Here is a 17,360-nt window from a genome sequence, read left to right on the forward strand (position 1 = left end):
GTCAGCCCTCCTCCGGCGTGATGGTGGCGTCCCAGCGCAGCAGCTCGACGTGCTCGGGCTCGCCCACGACGAGGCCGTTCTCCAGCTGCTGGACCGATCGCATGAGGTAGAGCGTCCGGATCGGCTCCCGGTCCGGCTTGAGAGCGGCGTAGCCGTCGATGAGGGACTGCATGAGCTCGGGGTTGTCGCGGATCCGCTGCAGCTGGCCCTCGACCTCCGCCCGCGCCACCCCGATCGTCTGCTTGTTCATGGCGATGCGCTGCCCGCTCTCGGTGGCGGTGTCGGCGAGGAGGTAGGTCGAGCGGACGGTGCCGTTGAGGTCCCGCGCCGTCGCGAACTGCGAGAGCGTGCCGAGCGGGAAGAGGTCGTTGGTGTCGGCGACCTGCCCGAAGGCGAGGACGCCGAGCGCGGCGACCGTCGCGAGCGCCCGCACCGCCACCCCGGTGGGAGAGAGCCGCTTGACCTCCGTGGACGACGCCGTCGGCTCGTCCAGGGGACGGGCGTCCCTGCTCACCGGTCCCATGTGCGGAAGCGTAGCCGCGCACCCGCGGACCGATGGCGGCTTTGGCGCGCGACGTCCGACGGCGGACCGCCGGACCCGCTCGCCGCGCCGAGCCGTGGGGCGGCGGCTACGGTGACGCGATGGGCTCCGCCACCCGCGTCGTCGACACGCTCATCCGCCTCTACCAGGAGCGCCTGTCGCCCAGGAAGGGCTGGACCTGCGCGCACCTCGTCGCGCACGGAGGGCCGTCCTGCTCAGCGGCGGTCCGTGACGTCGTCGCCCGGCGAGGAGTCGCCCGCAGCGTCGTGCCGACCGTCGCCCGCTTCGTCGCCTGCTACCAGGCGGCGACCCTCCTCGCGGCGTCCGGTGGCGTGCAGGGGGTGTGCTGCTGCGGCGGCATCCCCATCCCCTTCCGCTTCGGTCGCTGACGCCGCCTCAGGCGCCAGCGGCCTTGAGCCCCGCGCGGAGACGCTCGAGGCCGTAGTCGAAAGCCGCGTCGACGTCGCCACCGAGGCGGAAGGCCCCGGCGAGCTCCATCTGGAGGAAGCCCGTCGCCCAGGCGGTGAACGTCCGGGCGGCGGGGAGCGCGTCGTCGTCGCCGACGAGGTCCGCGGCGGCACGGAGCACCGGGGCGGATGAGCGCCGCAGGGCGTCCTTCTCGGCGTACGGGGTGAAGACGAGACGGAAGGCCTCGGGCCGTTCGTGGGCGAAGCCCCGGTAGGCGCGGGCCAGCGCCTCGAGGTCCGGCCCCGCGCACTCGAGCCGCTCGCCCAGATCCTCGACGGCGGCGGCGACGACGGCGGTGAGGAGCGCGTCCCGGTCGTGGAACCGCTTGTAGAGCGACGGCGCCCTGACACCCACCCGCGCGGCGACCGACTGCATGGTCAGGCCGGCCAGGCCCGCGCTCTCGAGGATCTCCTGCGCGGCGGCGACGACTTCCTCGTTCGTCGTGCGGTTGGGCGACGGCATCCGGGCTCCTTGGCTATTGCCATTAGCCATCATGGCTAACTACTGTAGCCATCCTATCCCCCCGCAAGGATCTCGCGGACGCTGTCTTCGTGGGTGATGCGCTCACCACCCGGCACGTCCTCACCGGCCGCACCGGGCTGCAGCCAGCTCCGTTCACCGACACACCCGAGGAAGCCCTCACCTCGCTCGACCGGCTCGCCGGCCTCGACGCCTCGTGGGTGCTGCCCGGTCACGGGGCGCCGTGCCGCGGCACACCGGCCAGTGTCGCAGCGGCGGTCCGCACTGCCTGATCTGCGAACGTCGGCAGCCTGACGCCAGCAGGGCGACGATGCGCGCGGCCATGCGAACCACCGCGCGCCGGCAGCCAGGCCAGGCTTCGATCCGACACCCCTTGGCCCACCGCCGCACGGTCCACAGCAACTCGACAGGCACGTCCCATCAAGTTCATCAACTAAACGCCTCAGACTCACCTGGGCGGTACGATCAGAACCGACAGGAGGCATCAACACAAGGGAGGGAGACGATTTGAAGCACCTGCGAATCGACGAACGCAACGCATCGGCACTGAGTCACCTCTTCTCCGCCCGCATCTTTCGAGATTTTGGGAAGCAAGGCAAATCGGCTCTGTTTTCACGACTAATCCAACAAGCACACATCGCCGAGCTACTTCCCCACACTTATACTGTCGGCAAAGTCTTCGACGTAGCATTCGATCAACTAAGTCGCTCACCATTCCGAGATGATTACGTATACCGATCGGCACTTACCCAGAAGATACTCCTCGGTCGCCACTCCCTAAATACCGCAACGCTCCTGAGCGAGTTCCGCGCAGGCTCCTCGAAGGCCGACGTAGTGGTACTCAACGGCACCTCCACCGCCTATGAGATTAAGTCCGAACGAGACTCGCTAAACCGCCTGACGAGCCAACTCGCGAACTACCGCCAAGTTTTCGCTACAGTATACGTAGTTACAAGCAGGACGCATTTGTCCGAAGTGCTGAATGCGGCGCCCGCGGACGTGGGAGTGATCACTCTCTCGGACCGATTCCGGCTCCAGACCGAACGCGAGGCTTTGACGCGCCCGGAGCGCACCATTCCGACAATGATCCTGGAGACTCTGCGCACCACCGAGGCAAGCGAAGTCCTCACTCGCCTCGGCCACGCAGTGCCAGACGTTCCCAACACCCGCCGGCGCACCGAGCTCTCCCTCCTCTTCGCACAACTAGACGCGACAAGCGCCCATGGCGAGGCGGTGAAGGTGCTGAAGCAGACGCGCTCGCAAGCGTCCCTGGCGAACTTCGTCCGTTCAGTGCCCGGCTCAGTCCGCGCAATATCGCTTGCGATCAACCCCAACGCCAGAAGTCAAACGCACATCCTCGAAGCATTCGACACGCCGCTGGTCGACGCCCTTGGCTGGAGATGAGATCCATGTACTATCCGTACTTCCGCGGCAAGCAGTTCGAGTTGATCGCAATCCGCGAGGCTGCACCCCTGATCGCATCCTCCGGTTTCACCCCGATCATTGAACCGGTCCGGGAGTCGCTCAGTGGGCTTACGAAGACGCTGGGCGCTCTAACCGAGGCCGGCGCTCAAGCCGTAGTGGTAGTCAATCCGCGCCATGGAGACCATAGGTACGGCGGCCACGCCATACGCGACCTACTTGGCGACCATCGCGGCAATGACGCGATTCGCGCAGGCATCCTCTTGACTAGCGAAACGACCACAGCGCAGGCGATTCAATACCTTACCGACCACAGTTCAGGCGGATCGGCGATAATCCACTCCGGATTTACTGATGCTCGCACACTCTCTCGGACTCTCGGCGACGACGCACCCTTCTGGAACGTGTTTCTAGAAGCACATTCCAACCTGCTGTATCGTCGTCATTTTCAGGGAGCGCCGCGAGTACTAGTCGGCGACGGCTTCGTGCAAATGAAGAACGCCGATTACCAGTTCATCGACACTTTCTCGGACCTCCACATCACATACCCAGACCGGGGCATGGACGGATACGGGGACTTCTTGACCGTGGGCGACAACTACAGCGAAGGCGGCGGGCCCGCCTACGCGGTCGCCATCCACTTGACATTCGTCGATCCAGGCCAGGATGACGCCATGCTCATTTACCACTTCAAGTCCGACACAAACGACACTCCAACAGACCCTGCCGGAAAGTTCGCTCAAGCAGTGGGGAAACTGATCGCGACGCTCGACTCTGGGCGATCACACCTATTCGAAACTAGTGCCATTAGTGAGTTTCGAGACCTGCACCACCGGGGACACTTCCCAGGATTGGGATACATAAAGAAGCTCTCGATCAAGCATCACCTCGAGACACTCTCGATTTACCACGGTCAATAACGATGGCCAAGAAGTACTGCTGTGCCGACTGTTTCGGCGATCCGGGCCTGACCCGTAGCATTATCCCCAAGGTAGTTTCTGACGACACAGGGTCCCCCCATATCGGCACCTGCGGGTACTGCGGCACGACCAACACCACAACCATTGACCCTTCGGCATTGAATCAATGGTTCGAGATGGTGCTTGACTGCTACGTCCCTGATGAGAGTGGCTGGTCGCTGCCGTCGCTCCTCGCACAAGACTGGCGCCTCTTCGACCATCCCACGATGGACGAAGCTCATGCAAAGGAACTCCTAGCGGACATTCTCGATGACGGGGAGATCGTAAGGCGGGCCTTCTCGCCCGTAGATTTACCGCTCCACGAGACCCCTCAGCGCTGGGAGCACCTACGAGACGAGATGATGCATCGTAACCGCTGGTTTCTTGACGAGCCCATCGATTTAGACCGGCTTGGCGAGTTGCTCGACCAACTATTGGCGCCTGCCGACGAGTTCGCAAGCATCGCAGAAACGTGGTATCGAGCTCGCCTCTTGCCTAACGACGAGCCGATCCCCCTCGAGAATATGGGCGCTCCGCCCGCTCGCCTAGCGGGCCACGGGCGGGCGAATCCCGCAGGAATTCGGTACCTCTACCTCGGGTCGACGCCTGGGACCGCGGTTGCAGAAGTGCGGCCTCACACCGGCGAGATGGCTTGCGTCGCCACGTACGACGTCCCTCCTATTCGTGCGCTCGACCTTCGCTCGCCCCGGAAGAGCGCATCACCCTTCCTCCTTGAGAACCGGGAGCAGATGGCCTCACTTCAGGCTGGGCTACCGCTGTTAGAGCGGCTCGGAGAAGAGCTCACTAAGCCTGTACAGCCGCGCAGCGCTGCTTTCGAGTACATTCCGAGCCAGTACCTGTGCGAGTTCATTAAGAAGCAAGGATACCAAGGGGTCATATACCGTAGTTCCGTTAGTAGTGGAGTGAATCTGGCCCTTTTCGATCCGGACCTTGCTTCGGGGCTAGGAGTGTCGGTGACTCGCGTGGGTCGGGTCTCGGTAGAAATCTCCGCAATGGCCTGACGCCTGTCGACGGCGTTCCCGTAACATCCGCGAGCCGCCTGCGGCAGCGAAGTTCCACCGATTCGCCAAGGGCTGGGCACGGGGGACATGGCACAGAGTCCCTCGATCAGCCCGTTCATATTCACGATGAATCACACCCGAGACTCCCGGATCACCATCTGAGCCGGCAACAGCTCCAGGGCGACGATCCTGACTTCGAGAGCAACCTCCCGACATCACCGCCGTGTACGGCGTGCTGGCTGCTTTGGTGCACGAGAGCTCGGTCTGCGCATGAGGCATGCGGCACGGCGGTCGGGCCGAGCCCAAGGAGCCCGCCTACAGCTCGGTGACCTGGCCGGCTTCGACGTGCCACCGCCGGTCGGTCCGCACCGTGGCGAGCATGCGCCGGTCGTGGGTCACCAGCAGCAGGGTGCCGTCGTAGGACTCGAGCGCCTGCTCGAGCTGCTCGATGGCCGGCAGGTCGAGGTGGTTCGTCGGCTCGTCGAGGACGAGCAGGTTGACGCCGCGGGCCTGCAACAGCGCCAGTCCGGCGCGGGTGCGCTCCCCCGCTGACAGCTCGTCGACGGGACGGTTGACGTGGTCGGCCTTGAGCCCGAACTTCGCCAGCAGCGTCCGCACCTCTCCGGACGTCAGGTGCGGGACGCGCTCCTCGAAGGCGGTGACGAGGAGCTGGCTCCCTGCCAGCTGGCCGCGTGCCTGGTCGATCTCACCGACGTGCACGCTGGCCCCCAGGCTCGCCGTTCCCTCGTCGGGCAGCTGCCGGCCGAGCAGCGCACGCAGCAGGGTCGACTTCCCCGCCCCGTTCGGTCCGGTGATGCCGATCCGCTCCCCGGCGTTCACCTGCAGCGACACCGGGCCGAGCGTGAAGGAGCCCTGCCGGAACACCGCGGAGCTCAGCGTGGAGACCACCGAACCGGAACGCGGCGCCGACCCGATGGTGAACTGGAGCTGCCACTCCTTGCGCGGCTCCTCGACCTCCTCGAGCCGGGCGATGCGGCTCTCCATCTGGCGGACCTTCTGCGCCTGCTTCTCGCTCGACTCGCTCGCCGCCCGGCGCCGGATCTTGTCGTTGTCCGGCGCCTTCCGGATCGCGTTGCGCACGCCCTGGCTCGACCACTCCCGCTGCGTCCTGGCCCGCGCGACGAGGTCGGCCTTCTTCTCGGCGAACTCCTCGTACTGCTCCCGCTGGTGACGGCGGACGGTCTCCCGCTCCTCCAGGTACGCGTCGTAGCCGCCGCCGAACACCCGGTTCGCGCCCTGGGCCAGGTCGAGCTCCAGCACGCGCGTCACGCAGCGCGCGAGGAACTCGCGGTCGTGACTGATGACGACGACGCCACCGCGGAGCCGACGGACGACGGACTCGAGCCGCTCGAGACCGTCGAGGTCGAGGTCGTTCGTCGGCTCGTCGAGGAGCACGATGTCGAAACGGGACAGGAGCAGCGCCGCCAGCCCGACACGTGCGGCCTGCCCTCCGGACAGCGAGGTCATCAGCGCGTCCTCGGGTCGCGCTCCGCCGAGGTCCAGGCCGAGGTCGGCGAGCACGGCGGGGAGACGCTCGTCGAGGTCGGCGGCGCCGCTGGCCATCCAACGGTCCAGCGCCGCGGAGTACGCGTCGGCCGGGTCGACGCCGTCGGCGGCCAGCGACGGATCACCGAGGGCTGCCGCCGCGGCATCCAGGTCCCGGCTCGCCTCGGAGCACCCCGTCCGGCGGGCGATGTACTCGGCCACGGTCTCACCGGGGATGCGCTCGTGCTCCTGCGGCAGCCAGCCGACGAAAGCGTCCGCCGGGGACAGCGTGACGGTGCCCGCCTGCGGGTGGTCCCTGCCTGCGAGCAGCTTGAGCAGCGTGGACTTACCGGCGCCGTTGGCCCCGACCACCCCGAGGACGTCGCCGGGCGCGACGGTGAGGTCGAGCGAGTCGAAGAGGGTGCGATGGCCGTACCCGCCGGCCAGGCCGTGGGTCACGAGGGTCGCGGTCATCGGCCAATCCTCGCACCGGGGAGGCGCGTGCCCTTGCTCAGGCGCCGTGAAGCTCCTCGGCGAGCATGACAATGATCCCGCTCGGCCCGCGGACGTAGGTGAGCCGGTAGGCGTCCTCGTACGTGGCCACGCCCCGCAGCGGGTGGCAGCCGTGTCGTGCCGCGACCGCGAGCGCCTCATCGAGGTTCTCGACCGCGAAGGCGACCCGGTGCATGCCGATCTCGTTCGGGCGGGTCGGCTCGGTCTCGATGGCGTCCGGGTGGAGGTACTCGAACAGCTCGAGGCGCCCGTGGCCGTCGGGCGTCTGGAGCATCGCGATCCGCGCGTGGTTGCCGTCGAGCCCAACCGCCGTGTCGGCCCACTCCCCGCTCACCGTGTCGCGGCCGAGGACCGTGAGGCCGAGGTCGGTGAAGAAGGCGACCGCGGCCTCGATGTCGCGGACGGCGATGCCGACGTTCTCGAGCCTGATGGCCATGTCACGACGGTAGCGGCGGGCTCGAGGTCCCGCCAGGAACATCGTGAGGGGTTCGGATCCTGCTGGGACCCGAACCCCGCACGATCCCGAACCTGCTCACACGTTGAAGCGGAACTCCACGACGTCGCCGTCCTGCATGACGTACTCCTTGCCCTCGATGCGCACCTGGCCCTTGGCCTTGGCCTCCGCCATGGAGCCGGCGGCGACGAGGTCGTCGAAGGAGACGATCTCGGCCTTGATGAAGCCGCGCTGGAAGTCGGTGTGGATGACGCCGGCGGCCTCCGGGGCGGTCGCGCCCTTGGGGATGGTCCAGGCGCGGGCCTCCTTGGGCCCGGCGGTGAGGTAGGTCTGCAGGCCGAGGGTCTCGAAGCCGACCCGCGCCAGCTTGTCGAGGCCGGCCTCCTCCTGCCCGGCGTCGGCCAGCATCTCGGCGGCCTCCTCGGGCTCGAGCTCGACGAGCTCGGACTCGAACTTGGCGTCGAGGAAGATCGCGTCGGCCGGGGCCACCAGGCCGCGCAGCTCGGCCTGCATCGCCTCGTCGGCCAGGCCCTCGTCGTCGGTGTTGAACACGTAGATGAAGGGCTTGGCGGAGAGCAGCTGGAAGGAGGCGACGTGCTCCATGTCGAGCCCCGCCTTCTCCGCGCCGGAGGAGACCGCGGTGCCCTCCTCCAGCAGCGCGAGTACTGCCTTCGCGGTGTCGAGGACGGCGGCGTCGGTCTTCCTCCCGCGGACCTCCTTCTCGAGGCGCGGGATCGCCTTCTCCATCGTCTGGAGGTCGGCGAGGACGAGCTCGGTGACGATCGTCTCGATGTCCTCGGCCGGGGACACCTTGCCCTCGACGTGGACGACGTCGGGGTCGCTGAAGGCGCGCGTCACGAGGCAGATCGCGTCGGCCTCGCGGATGTTGGCGAGGAACTGGTTGCCCAGCCCCTCCCCCTCGGAGGCGCCGCGGACGATGCCGGCGATGTCGACGAAGGAGACCGTCGCGGGGAGGATCTTCTGCGAGCCGAAGACCTCCGCCAGCTTGTCCAGCCGCGGGTCGGGCAGCGGGACGACGCCGACGTTGGGCTCGATCGTCGCGAACGGGTAGTTCGCGGCGAGCACCGTCGCGCGGGTCAGGGCGTTGAAGAGGGTCGACTTGCCGACGTTGGGCAGTCCGGCGATTCCGATGGTGAGGGCCACGGGCACCGAGTCTACGTGCCGGGCGAGGGCGCGGACCGGTGGCCTGCCCCACCCCGCGGCGCGGGTCAGCCGCCGGCGACCTCCACGGCCGCCTCCCGGCGCGGGTCGGCGGCACCGGTGAGCGTCCCGGTCCCCGGATCCACCGCGAGCGCGTTGACGGATCCGAAGGCGCACGCGGAATGCGACGCCCCGGGCAGCGGCAGCGGGGCGAGCTCCTCGTGCTCCCCGACGGCGCCGCGCACCGGCTCCCAACTCACGATCTCGTAGCCGGCGAAGGACGCAGGTCGATCCCCGGCACCGTGGCCAGCGAGTCCGCGAGCGCCCTCGTGTAAAAGGCCTGGACGCCGTCGGCGGCGAGGTGCGCATCGTCGTGGCCAGCTCCTCCTGGACGAGCAGCTCCCCCTCGCCGCCGCCGCCATCGACCCCGCAGACCTCAAGGCCGAGATCTCGGAAACCCTCGACGGGCAGGACGGCGACTGGCCGGCCAACATCCGCCTGCTCCTGGACGAGGAGCATGTCTCCTCCCGCCTTGTCACCCCTGCTCGCCTCGGCAATCTCCGCCGTCGAGCGGATGCGCGCCAAGAAGCGCGAGAAGGTGTCCACGCACCCTCGTGAAGATGCAGACCGACACCGGTGAGGTCGTCTCCTGGTGGGCCACCAACCCGCCGAAGCTCGACTAGAGAGACGACGTCGTCATCGACCGGGCGACGGGGAAGGATTCCAAGGAGTACAACGGCCAGGACCAGACCGCCATCACCCGAGCCAAGTTGACGGCGACATAGCGCCCGACCCAACCGTGCACGTCACAGCGCCCCCTCACCAGCACGGGTGAGGGGGCGCTGTGGGCTCAGGACCCGAAAGCCGAAGCCCGTCGACCCCCTAGGAGCGGGAGCGCCTTCTTCGCGACACCACCAAGAGGTGACCTGCACCCAGTGCGACCGCCGCGACGACTGACACCAGCAGCATTTGCCACACCGGCCAGCTAAGCGCGAGACCGACGACCAGGATGACGATGACTGCGACCCACCACAGGTCAGCGGGAGTACGACTCCCCCTTGGTGCCATCAGCGAGAACGAGCTCCGTTCACCCACAGTTCTGTGCTCCCACCTTGGTGAATGCTGTGCGGGGGCCGACGATCCGAGCCTGGTAGCAGGCCTGCACGTCGCTCCCGTCCCTCCAGACCTTCAGGATTTCACGGTAGATGGCGGCCAGGGTCGGCGCACCCACAGCCGTGCATAGCAGCTTCGTCAGGCTCGCCAGTCCCGCCGGGACCTTGTTCAGAGCGCACGTCGCGACGGCGGCCGCCCCACCCGCGGCCACGATGGCCGTGGATACCGCGTTCATCTCCCAGCCCCACATGTTCAGATACACACCGACGCCGAAGGTGAGGCGAGGGTCCGCGACGACGGGGTAGGTGACGTCACCTTCGATGTGCTGGACGAGGCGCTGCCCGTCGAGCTCGTAGGAGGTCTCCACCAGTCGACCTTCGGCATCCACCGCCCACGGCGCCTCGATCTCTCCGAGCGAGAGGCGGCTGCCGCCCTCCTCGACGACGAACTCGAAGGCGTCGCCAGACGGCACCAGCTCCACCCCTTCTGGGACAGTCAGGTCGTAGGTGGTCTGGGTGGCGCCGTCCTCGAGGACCGCCATGACCTGCAGCCCGTCCTCATGCTGGACGACTGCGGCGTCAACCCCTGGCTCGGCGGTGACGGCGAAGGTTCCATCCTCGGTCTCGGCTCGAACAGTGGAGCCGGCCTGGCCGACAACCTCGATGTTCTCCTTGGCGGTCTGCTGACCGACAACGGCCATGGCCTCGTGTACGACATCTGAGGTGCGCCCCTCGGGCTCGCCGGGCGCCGCTGAAACACCGCCTGCGACCATCGCCAATGACACGACAGCTGCGAGCCCGTTCATTGTTCCCCTTGCAAGTCGCGGGAGCCCCCGTTGGCCTCCCCGTGATTTCAACGTATCCACGGGGCCGTTGCTCGATCGACCACCAAAGGCAGGAGTTCTCGACGCGAACGAGCACCAACCGCGGAAGTTTGGGCGGCACTTCCGCCGGACCGCCGCCCCGAACATCAGGCCGGGCCGCACACGACCTTGGCATGAGTAACCTCAACCGTCACCGCGCCGGCTCACCTGTCGGCGGCCGCTTCGCTCCCGGGTCACGCACCGCTGCCGATGACTGCGTCTAGCTCGTCGACATCGACGAGGAGGCGAACCAGCGCAGGCCGGCCGGTGGTAGCGCGGGGGGCCGTCCTCGAAGCCTGCGCTCCTCGGTGCTGCTGAGCGGTGTACGGCACACGTCCGCTCGAACCCGCGGGGGTCGCGTGGTCCCGCTTCCGGCAGGCGACATAATCGGCGGCACCTCAGCTACGGGCATGGCTTCCTGCTCAGCTTGAGTAACGTCGGAGATCGGGGCTCGCCCCCTCTCGCCCGGCGTCTGGTGTGGGGTCGCTAGCGCCCCCACCCTCATCCTGGGAGCCGTCACTGTGGGTCTCGTCAACCCGGCATCCGACCTCACGTCCGTGCAAGAGACGCGCTCCTCCTTCTGCCTGTCGACATCGGCAACCGTCTGGCGGGTGTTGGCGCCGGACCGCGCCGACCGCCTTGCGCTCCGGATGCGATCGCGCTGCGGTGGTTCGATGCGTACTTGGCGGCGAGGGCGGGGACACCATCGACGGCGCCGAGGGCGGCGTACCAAGGTCCTGCCCGCGGCCTTGACTGGGTGGCGCATGGCGTACTTGGCGCCGCAGACCGCCGCAGTAGCGGCGGAATGGATCCCGGCGCCAGCCCGAGGTCCTTCGTCTTGTTCCAGGCGCCTGAGCGGCCCCCGGGGCACCCGCGCCTTGCGGCCCAACGGGCGCGGGGTCGGGGATGAGGACGAGTCGGCGTCCCGTGCGGGCGCCCGCCCGCTGTGCCACGGTGAGAGCGACCACCCGCTCCCAGGAGGACCGATGCCCGACCTCAACGCCCTCGTCACCTCCCATCTCCAGGCCGCCCTCGCCGACGAGCACGGCCGCAGCGCCGAGCTCGTCATTCGCGACGGCGTGCTGCGCCAGTCGATCCTCGCGCTGCGGGAGGGAACCGAGCTGGCCGAGCACAACGCCCCGCACGCCGCGAGCCTCCAGGTGCTCGTGGGCCGGGTCCGGGTGACCGGTGAAGACGAGCCGGTCCTCACCGCCGGCGAGCTGCACGTCCTCACCCACCAGCGCCACGCCGTCGTCGCCCTCGAGGACTCCGTCTTCCTCCTCACCACCGTGACCAGCCAGCCCGGGGAGCCCCCGCAGAACGAGTGAGCGGGCCTGCGATGATGGCGCGGTGCAGCCCGCCATCGTCTTCCGTGCCAGCGCCAGCCGCGGCTACGCCGTCGCCACGTGGGTGGTCGCCGTCGCCGTCCTCGCCGCCTTCGCCGTCAACGGCGGCGCCGAGGAGGTGCTCCGCTACGGGGCGCTGCCACTCCTGCTCGCCGTCCTCGGCTGGACCGCCTTCTGGCGCCCGCTCGTGCGGGTCGAGCGCGACGGCGTGCGCGTGGTCAACGTCATCAGCACCACCTGGCTGCCCTGGGCCGCCGTCACCGGCACCCGCACCCGCTGGGGCCTGGAGATCACCACGCACGGCCGCCCGGTGGGCGCCTGGGCGCTGCCCTCGCGCAGCGCGATCAGCCGCTGGACCAGCGGGCGTGGCGAGGCGCCCGCGGCCCCGCCGCCGCTGCGCACGATCGACGCCGACGTGCCCGGTGGCGGCGACCCGCACGTCGCCGCCCGGGTGATCGAGGAGCACCTCACCCGGGGCTCGGCGCAGCCCGAGCGGCAGCTGGACATCGTCCCGGCCGGAGTCCTCCTCGCCACCGCCGGTCTCGCGCTCGCCTCCCTCCTGCTCTGACCTCCCCGGCGATGTCGGTGGTCGCTGCCACCCTGGGGGCATGGACACGACGACGGCGATCCTCCTGGCCGTAGCCACCCTCACCATCGGTCTCGTGCTGGGCCTGCTCCTGGGCCGGGTGCGCGCCGAGGCGGCCACCTCCCGCGCACGGCAGCAGGCCGCCGCCGCGCACGCGCGTGCCGAGGCGCTGGCCGAGGAGTGCACCGACCTGCGGGACCGCGCGGCCCGCGACCACGACGTCCTGCGCGCCCTGGCGCCGGTGCGCGCCACCCTCGCACAGGTCGGGGAGCACGTCGCCGAGCTCGAGCGGGAGCGCACCGAGCAGTACACCGTGCTGGCCGAGCGGCTGCACGCCGCCCAGCGCAGCGACGCCGAGCTGCGCGCCACCACCGCCAGCCTCGCCGGCGCGCTGCGTTCGGGAACGGCCCGCGGCCAGTGGGGCGAGGTGCAGCTGCGTCGCGTCCTCGAGGCCTCCGGGATGCTGCGGCACGTCGACTTCCTCGAGCAGGCCACCGTCGCCTCGCTGCCCGGGGCACGGGCGGGCGCGGGGGCGGCTCGGCCCGACGTCGTCGTGCGGCTGCCCGAGGAGAAGTACCTCGTCATCGACGCCAAGGTGCCCTTCGACGCCTACCTCGAGGCCAGCGCCATCACCGCGGTCGACGACCCCGAGGCCGCCGACCGTCGCGAGCGTCTCCTCGCCGCCCACGCCCGGGCGCTGCGCGGCCACGTCGACGCCCTCGCCTCACGGCGCTACCACGAGCAGCTCGCCGGCAGCCCCGAGCTCGTCGTCATGTTCGTCCCCTCCGAGGGGCTGCTCGCCGCCGCCCTCGAGGCCGACCCCGCCCTCCTCGAGCACGCCCTTCGCCAGGGCGTCGCTCCCACGTCTCCCGCCTCGCTCCTCGCTCTCCTGCGCACGACGGCGACGATCTGGACCTCCTCGACCGTCACCGAGGACGCCAAGCGGCTCCTCGAGCTCGGGCGCACGCTCTACGAGCGGCTGGGCACGGTGGCCGGGCACACCGCCCAGCTCGGCCGCACCCTGGAGAGCGCCGTGCAGCACTACAACAGGCTCGTCGGCTCGGTGGAGTCCCGCCTGCTCGTCACCGCCCGCGGCTTCGACGGCCTCGACCACGGGGACCTGGAGGTGCGCGAGGTGGATCCCGAGCGCGCCCAGGTGCGCCGCTTCACCGCGAACGAGCTCACCGACCCGCTGGCCGGTGAGCTCCCCGAGCAGCTCCCGCTGGGCCGCTGAGCCCGGGCGCCGGCGTGCCGCTGGCTCCCGGTACGGCAACGGCTCCGCGCCGCTGATCCAATCAGCAGCGCGGAGCCGTTTCCCGAGCGGGGAGTGGGCCTGCGCTCAGGCGCGCCGGCCGCCGCCGAGGTCGAGGTGGGCGCCGGGGATCGCGCCGAGCAGCTCGCGGGTGTAGGCCTGCGAGGGGGACTCGAAGACCTCGTCGGTTGTCGCCATCTCCACGATCTTGCCCTTCTCCATCACCGCGACCGTGTCGGCGATCTGGCGGACCACCGCGAGGTCGTGGGTGATGAAGAGGTAGGTCAGCCCGAGCTCGCGCTGCAGGTCGGCCAGCAGGGTGAGGATCTGGTCCTGGACGAGCACGTCGAGGGCGGAGACCGCCTCGTCGCACACGACGAGCGAGGGCTCCAGGGCGAGCGCCCTCGCGATCGCGATGCGCTGGCGCTGCCCGCCGGACAGCTCACCGGGGTAGCGGCGCATCGTCGACTTCGGCAGCGCGACGAGGTCGAGCATCTCGGCCACCCGCGCCGCGCGCTCCTTGGCGTTGCCCACCCCGTGCAGACGCAGCGGCTCCTCGATCGTGCGGAAGATCGAGTACATCGGGTCCAGCGACCCGTAGGGGTTCTGGAAGATGGGCTGGACCTTGCGGCGGAAGTCGAAGAGCTCCCGCTTCGACAGGGAGGACAGGTCCGTCCCCTCGAAGGTCACCCGCCCCGAGGTGGGCTCGAGGAGGTTGAGCATGATGTTGGCGACCGTCGACTTGCCCGAGCCCGACTCCCCCACGAGCGCCATGGTGGCGCCGCGCGGGACGGTGAACGAGACGTCGTCGACCGCCCGGAAGGTGCTCCCACCACCGGGCAGCGAGCCACGCAGCGAGAACTCCTTGACGAGGTTCTCGGCCACGAGGATGTCCGGGCGCTTGCTCACGTCACCGTGGCTCAGCTGCTCCCCGCTGTCCTCGCCGCGCTCGTGCGCACTCTGGATGCGGCGCGAGGTCAGCGAGGGCGCTGAGTCGACGAGCCGGCGCGTGTAGGGATGCTGTGGGTCGGTGAGGATCTGCTCGGCCGGCCCGGACTCCACGACGAGCCCGCGCCGCATGACGACGAGGTGCTCGGCGCGCTCGGCCGCCAGGCCGAGGTCGTGGGTGATGAAGAGGACCGCGACGTTCCGCTCGCGCGTGAGCTTGTCGAGGTGGTCGAGGATGCGGCGCTGGACGGTGACGTCCAGGGCGGAGGTCAGCTCGTCGGCGATGAGCAGCCGCGGGTTGCCGGCCAGGCCCACGCCGATGAGCGCGCGCTGGCGCATGCCGCCGGAGAACTCGTGGGGGTACTGGCGCGAGCGGCGCTCGGCGTCGTCGAGGCCCGCCTCGGCGAGCACCTCGTTGGCGCGCACCTTCGCGGCGCGGCCCTTGGCGACACCGTTCGCGGCGAGCGCCTCGCGCACCTGGAAGCCGATCTTCCACACCGGGTTGAGGTTCGTCATCGGGTCCTGCGGGACCAGACCGATCTCCCGGCCGCGCAGCCGCTCCATCTCCTTGCGGCTGAGCCGGGTGATGTCCCGGCCCCCGAAGGTGATGGTGCCGCCGGTGACCTTGCCCGTGCCCGGGAGGAGGTCGATGACCGCGTTGGCGAGCGTCGACTTGCCCGAGCCGGACTCGCCGACGATCGCGACGCTCTGCCCGGGGTACACGGTGAGGTTGGCGCCGCGCACCGCCGGGACGGTGCCCGTGGTCGAGCGGAAGCTCACCTCGAGGTCGCGGACCTCCAGGAGCGGCTCGTCGGGACGGAGGTTCTCGCTCACCGGTCACGCACCCTGGGGTCGAGGGCGTCGCGCACGGCGTCGCCCATCATGATGAAGCCGAGCACCGTCAGTGCCAGTGCGCCGGACGGGTAGAACAGCACCCCCGGCCGGGTCCGCAGCGAGGCCTGGGCCTGGGAGATGTCCCCACCCCACGACACGATCGAGGGCGGCAGTCCGACGCCGAGGAAGCTCAGCGTCGCCTCGGCGACGATGAAGGTCCCCAGCGCCACCGTCACGTAGACGATGATCGGCGCGGCCGCGTTGGGCAGGATGTGGCGCAGCAGGACGGTGAACCGGCCCGCGCCCAGCGCCCGGGACGCCGTCACGTAGTCGTTGTTCTTCACGTTCATCACCGCGCCGCGCGCGATGCGGGCCACCGGCGGCCAGCCGAAGACGGCGAGCACCAGGGCGACCGTCCAGATCGTGCGGCTCGCGGTGACCTGCATGAAGACGATCGCGGCGAGGACGAGCGGGATGGCGAAGAAGATGTCGGTGAGCCGGGAGAGCAGTGTGTCGAACCAGCCGCCGAGGAAGCCGGCCAGCGCGCCGATCGCGGTACCGAGGACGAAGACGATCGCCGTCGTCACCACACCCACGGTCACCGAGGAGCGGGCGCCGTAGATGACGCGGGAGTACAGGTCGCAGCCCTGCCGGTCGAAACCGAAGGGGTGCCCGGCGCCCGGGCCCTCGAGGGAGCGGGCGAGCTCGCAGAACCGCGGGTCCTGGGAGGTGAACAGGGACGGGAACAGCGCCACCGTGCACACGAGCAGGATGATCGCGGCGGACACCCAGAACAGCGGGCGACGGCGCAGCTTGGACCACGCCTCGCCCCACATGGTCGAGGGTGCGCCGCTGTCGGCGACGGCGTCGACCGCACCGAGGCCGGCCTCGTCGAGCTCGGCGAAGAAGTGCTCCTGGCCGCGCCGGGCCGCGCGCGGCGCCGGCCCGGCGCTCTGAGGCAGCTCAGGCATATCGGATCCTCGGGTCGAGGGCGGCGTACAGGAGGTCGACGAGCAGGTTCGCCAGGATGTAGACGACGACGAGCACGGTCGTCAGGGAGACGACGGTGACGTTCTCACCCTGGATGATCGCCCGGAACAGCGTGCCGCCGACCCCGTTGATGTTGAAGATGCCCTCGGTGACGATGGCGCCGCCCATGAGCGTGCCGAGGTCGGCACCGAGGAAGGTGACGACGGGGATGAGGGAGTTGCGCAGGACGTGCACCGAGATGACCCGGTTGCGCGTCAGCCCCTTGGCCCGGGCCGTGCGGACGTAGTCGGCGGTGAGGTTCTCCGCGACCGAGGTCCGCGTCAGGCGCAGCACGTAGGCCAGGGACACCGCCCCGAGCACCGCCGCGGGCATGAGCAACGAGCGGAACCCTGGGTCGTTGCCCGCCGTCACCGGTAGCCAGCCGAGCTGGACGCCGACGACGAACTGGAGCACGAAGCCGATGACGAAGGTCGGCACCGCGATGACCAGCAGGCTGAGGACGAGCACCGTGGAGTCGAAGACGCCCCCGCGGCGCAGGCCCGCGACCAGACCGAGGACCACGCCGAAGATCGCCTCGAAGGCGAGGGCCATGATCGCCAGCCGGAAGGTCACCGGCAGCGCGTCCTGGATGACGTCGAGCACCTCACGTCCGGAGAAGGTCACCCCGAGGTCGAGCGTGAGGATGCCCCGGAGGAAGAGCAGGTACTGGACGAGGAAGGGCTCGTCGAGGTTGTACTGCTCTCGGATCTGCTGCTGGACCGCTTCGGGCAGGCCGCGCTCTCCTCCGAGCGCCGCCACCGGGTCCCCGGGCAACGCAAACACCATCGCGTAGATGAGTAGCGTCGCACCGAGGAACACGGGGACGAGCTGGAGGAGGCGCCGCCCGATGTACCTGACCATGCC

18 protein-coding genes are annotated in these 17,360 nt (G+C 69.3%); 8 read left to right on the plus strand and 10 right to left on the minus strand.

What is annotated here, in order from left to right; all coding sequences use genetic code 11:
• Window position 1 precedes the first annotated feature (1 nt).
• The gene (locus AA0005_RS16015; RefSeq protein WP_413451127.1) at window positions 2–523 is read right to left on the minus strand and encodes a hypothetical protein; all 522 of its coding nucleotides are present in this window, start codon (window positions 521–523) and stop codon (window positions 2–4) included.
• Between the two features lie 119 nt (window positions 524–642).
• On the opposite strand from AA0005_RS16015, the gene yidD reads away from it, so the two are divergent.
• The gene (yidD, locus tag AA0005_RS16020) at window positions 643–930 is read left to right on the plus strand and encodes a membrane protein insertion efficiency factor YidD (RefSeq protein ID WP_413451128.1); all 288 of its coding nucleotides are present in this window, start codon (window positions 643–645) and stop codon (window positions 928–930) included.
• A gap of 7 nt (window positions 931–937) precedes the next feature.
• Here the strand turns inward: yidD and AA0005_RS16025 are convergent, their stop codons facing one another.
• Complete coding sequence (locus tag AA0005_RS16025; RefSeq protein WP_413451129.1) at window positions 938–1,471, minus strand: TetR/AcrR family transcriptional regulator; 534 nt, start codon at window positions 1,469–1,471, stop codon at window positions 938–940.
• 50 nt (window positions 1,472–1,521) lie between these two features.
• Between AA0005_RS16025 and AA0005_RS16030 the strand changes: the two genes are divergently transcribed.
• The 4 genes from AA0005_RS16030 to AA0005_RS16045 all read left to right on the plus strand — a co-directional run bounded on the left by AA0005_RS16030 (window position 1,522) and on the right by AA0005_RS16045 (window position 4,892).
• Window positions 1,522–1,761, plus strand: a complete 240-nt coding sequence (locus tag AA0005_RS16030) for an MBL fold metallo-hydrolase (protein ID WP_413453111.1) — start codon at window positions 1,522–1,524, stop codon at window positions 1,759–1,761.
• Between the two features lie 235 nt (window positions 1,762–1,996).
• Window positions 1,997–2,893, plus strand: coding sequence for a sce7726 family protein (locus tag AA0005_RS16035; protein WP_413451130.1), 897 nt, complete (start codon window positions 1,997–1,999; stop codon window positions 2,891–2,893).
• A gap of 5 nt (window positions 2,894–2,898) precedes the next feature.
• Complete coding sequence (locus tag AA0005_RS16040) at window positions 2,899–3,831, plus strand: sce7725 family protein (protein ID WP_413451131.1); 933 nt, start codon at window positions 2,899–2,901, stop codon at window positions 3,829–3,831.
• A 2-nt stretch (window positions 3,832–3,833) separates the two neighbouring features.
• Window positions 3,834–4,892 carry an RES family NAD+ phosphorylase gene (locus AA0005_RS16045; protein ID WP_413451132.1) on the plus strand — a complete coding sequence of 353 codons (1,059 nt, stop codon included), beginning with the start codon at window positions 3,834–3,836 and terminating at the stop codon, window positions 4,890–4,892.
• A gap of 315 nt (window positions 4,893–5,207) precedes the next feature.
• Here AA0005_RS16045 and AA0005_RS16050 read toward each other — a convergent pair whose 3' ends face one another.
• The 5 genes from AA0005_RS16050 to AA0005_RS16070 all read right to left on the minus strand — a co-directional run bounded on the left by AA0005_RS16050 (window position 5,208) and on the right by AA0005_RS16070 (window position 10,444).
• Window positions 5,208–6,872 carry an ABC-F family ATP-binding cassette domain-containing protein gene (locus tag AA0005_RS16050; protein ID WP_413451133.1) on the minus strand — a complete coding sequence of 555 codons (1,665 nt, stop codon included), beginning with the start codon at window positions 6,870–6,872 and terminating at the stop codon, window positions 5,208–5,210.
• 37 nt (window positions 6,873–6,909) lie between these two features.
• The gene (locus tag AA0005_RS16055) at window positions 6,910–7,347 is read right to left on the minus strand and encodes a VOC family protein (protein ID WP_413451134.1); all 438 of its coding nucleotides are present in this window, start codon (window positions 7,345–7,347) and stop codon (window positions 6,910–6,912) included.
• 96 nt (window positions 7,348–7,443) lie between these two features.
• Window positions 7,444–8,529: a redox-regulated ATPase YchF gene (gene ychF, locus AA0005_RS16060; RefSeq protein WP_413451135.1), complete on the minus strand. Its 1,086-nt coding sequence runs from the start codon at window positions 8,527–8,529 to the stop codon at window positions 7,444–7,446.
• Between the two features lie 65 nt (window positions 8,530–8,594).
• On the minus strand, window positions 8,595–8,786 hold the full coding sequence (locus AA0005_RS16065) for a hypothetical protein (RefSeq protein WP_413451136.1): 192 nt from the start codon (window positions 8,784–8,786) through the stop codon (window positions 8,595–8,597).
• Window positions 8,787–9,613: 827 nt separating this feature from the next.
• Window positions 9,614–10,444: a hypothetical protein gene (locus AA0005_RS16070; RefSeq protein ID WP_413451137.1), complete on the minus strand. Its 831-nt coding sequence runs from the start codon at window positions 10,442–10,444 to the stop codon at window positions 9,614–9,616.
• Window positions 10,445–11,487: 1,043 nt separating this feature from the next.
• On the opposite strand from AA0005_RS16070, the gene AA0005_RS16075 reads away from it, so the two are divergent.
• The 3 genes from AA0005_RS16075 to AA0005_RS16085 are packed head-to-tail and all read left to right on the plus strand — an operon-like array spanning window position 11,488 to window position 13,667.
• A complete protein-coding gene (locus AA0005_RS16075) occupies window positions 11,488–11,829 on the plus strand; it encodes a cupin (protein ID WP_413451138.1) in 342 nt (113 codons plus the stop codon).
• A 22-nt stretch (window positions 11,830–11,851) separates the two neighbouring features.
• Window positions 11,852–12,415 carry a PH domain-containing protein gene (locus tag AA0005_RS16080; RefSeq protein WP_413451139.1) on the plus strand — a complete coding sequence of 188 codons (564 nt, stop codon included), beginning with the start codon at window positions 11,852–11,854 and terminating at the stop codon, window positions 12,413–12,415.
• A gap of 40 nt (window positions 12,416–12,455) precedes the next feature.
• Window positions 12,456–13,667 carry a DNA recombination protein RmuC gene (locus AA0005_RS16085; protein WP_413451140.1) on the plus strand — a complete coding sequence of 404 codons (1,212 nt, stop codon included), beginning with the start codon at window positions 12,456–12,458 and terminating at the stop codon, window positions 13,665–13,667.
• 105 nt (window positions 13,668–13,772) lie between these two features.
• On the opposite strand, the gene AA0005_RS16090 is transcribed toward AA0005_RS16085, so the two are convergent.
• From AA0005_RS16090 to AA0005_RS16100, 3 genes are read right to left on the minus strand one after another with little or no spacing between them, the layout of a single operon-like run.
• Entirely contained in the window at window positions 13,773–15,467 is a 1,695-nt protein-coding gene (locus AA0005_RS16090; protein ID WP_413451141.1) for a dipeptide ABC transporter ATP-binding protein, read from the minus strand.
• The gene (locus AA0005_RS16095; RefSeq protein ID WP_413451142.1) at window positions 15,464–16,438 is read right to left on the minus strand and encodes an ABC transporter permease; all 975 of its coding nucleotides are present in this window, start codon (window positions 16,436–16,438) and stop codon (window positions 15,464–15,466) included. The genes AA0005_RS16090 and AA0005_RS16095 overlap by 4 nt, the downstream gene beginning before the upstream one ends.
• Window positions 16,431–17,357 carry an ABC transporter permease gene (locus AA0005_RS16100; protein ID WP_413451143.1) on the minus strand — a complete coding sequence of 309 codons (927 nt, stop codon included), beginning with the start codon at window positions 17,355–17,357 and terminating at the stop codon, window positions 16,431–16,433. The genes AA0005_RS16095 and AA0005_RS16100 overlap by 8 nt, the downstream gene beginning before the upstream one ends.
• Window positions 17,358–17,360 lie beyond the last annotated feature (3 nt).

This window comes from Georgenia phoenicis, assembly GCF_047302425.1.
In the GTDB taxonomy this organism is placed as follows: domain Bacteria; phylum Actinomycetota; class Actinomycetes; order Actinomycetales; family Actinomycetaceae; genus Oceanitalea.

Excerpts from the sequence above, each read along its gene's own strand:
- AA0005_RS16015 (WP_413451127.1), bottom strand. The coding sequence starts at position 523 with ATGGGACCGGTGAGCAGGGACGCCCGTCCCCTGGACGAGCCGACGGCG.
- yidD (WP_413451128.1), top strand. The coding sequence starts at position 643 with ATGGGCTCCGCCACCCGCGTCGTCGACACGCTCATCCGCCTCTACCAG.
- AA0005_RS16025 (WP_413451129.1), bottom strand. The coding sequence starts at position 1,471 with ATGCCGTCGCCCAACCGCACGACGAACGAGGAAGTCGTCGCCGCCGCG.
- AA0005_RS16040 (WP_413451131.1), top strand. The coding sequence starts at position 2,899 with ATGTACTATCCGTACTTCCGCGGCAAGCAGTTCGAGTTGATCGCAATC.
- AA0005_RS16045 (WP_413451132.1), top strand. The coding sequence starts at position 3,834 with ATGGCCAAGAAGTACTGCTGTGCCGACTGTTTCGGCGATCCGGGCCTG.
- AA0005_RS16050 (WP_413451133.1), bottom strand. The coding sequence starts at position 6,872 with ATGACCGCGACCCTCGTGACCCACGGCCTGGCCGGCGGGTACGGCCAT.
- AA0005_RS16055 (WP_413451134.1), bottom strand. The coding sequence starts at position 7,347 with ATGGCCATCAGGCTCGAGAACGTCGGCATCGCCGTCCGCGACATCGAG.
- AA0005_RS16070 (WP_413451137.1), bottom strand. The coding sequence starts at position 10,444 with ATGAACGGGCTCGCAGCTGTCGTGTCATTGGCGATGGTCGCAGGCGGT.
- AA0005_RS16075 (WP_413451138.1), top strand. The coding sequence starts at position 11,488 with ATGCCCGACCTCAACGCCCTCGTCACCTCCCATCTCCAGGCCGCCCTC.
- AA0005_RS16085 (WP_413451140.1), top strand. The coding sequence starts at position 12,456 with ATGGACACGACGACGGCGATCCTCCTGGCCGTAGCCACCCTCACCATC.
- AA0005_RS16095 (WP_413451142.1), bottom strand. The coding sequence starts at position 16,438 with ATGCCTGAGCTGCCTCAGAGCGCCGGGCCGGCGCCGCGCGCGGCCCGG.
- AA0005_RS16100 (WP_413451143.1), bottom strand. The coding sequence starts at position 17,357 with ATGGTCAGGTACATCGGGCGGCGCCTCCTCCAGCTCGTCCCCGTGTTC.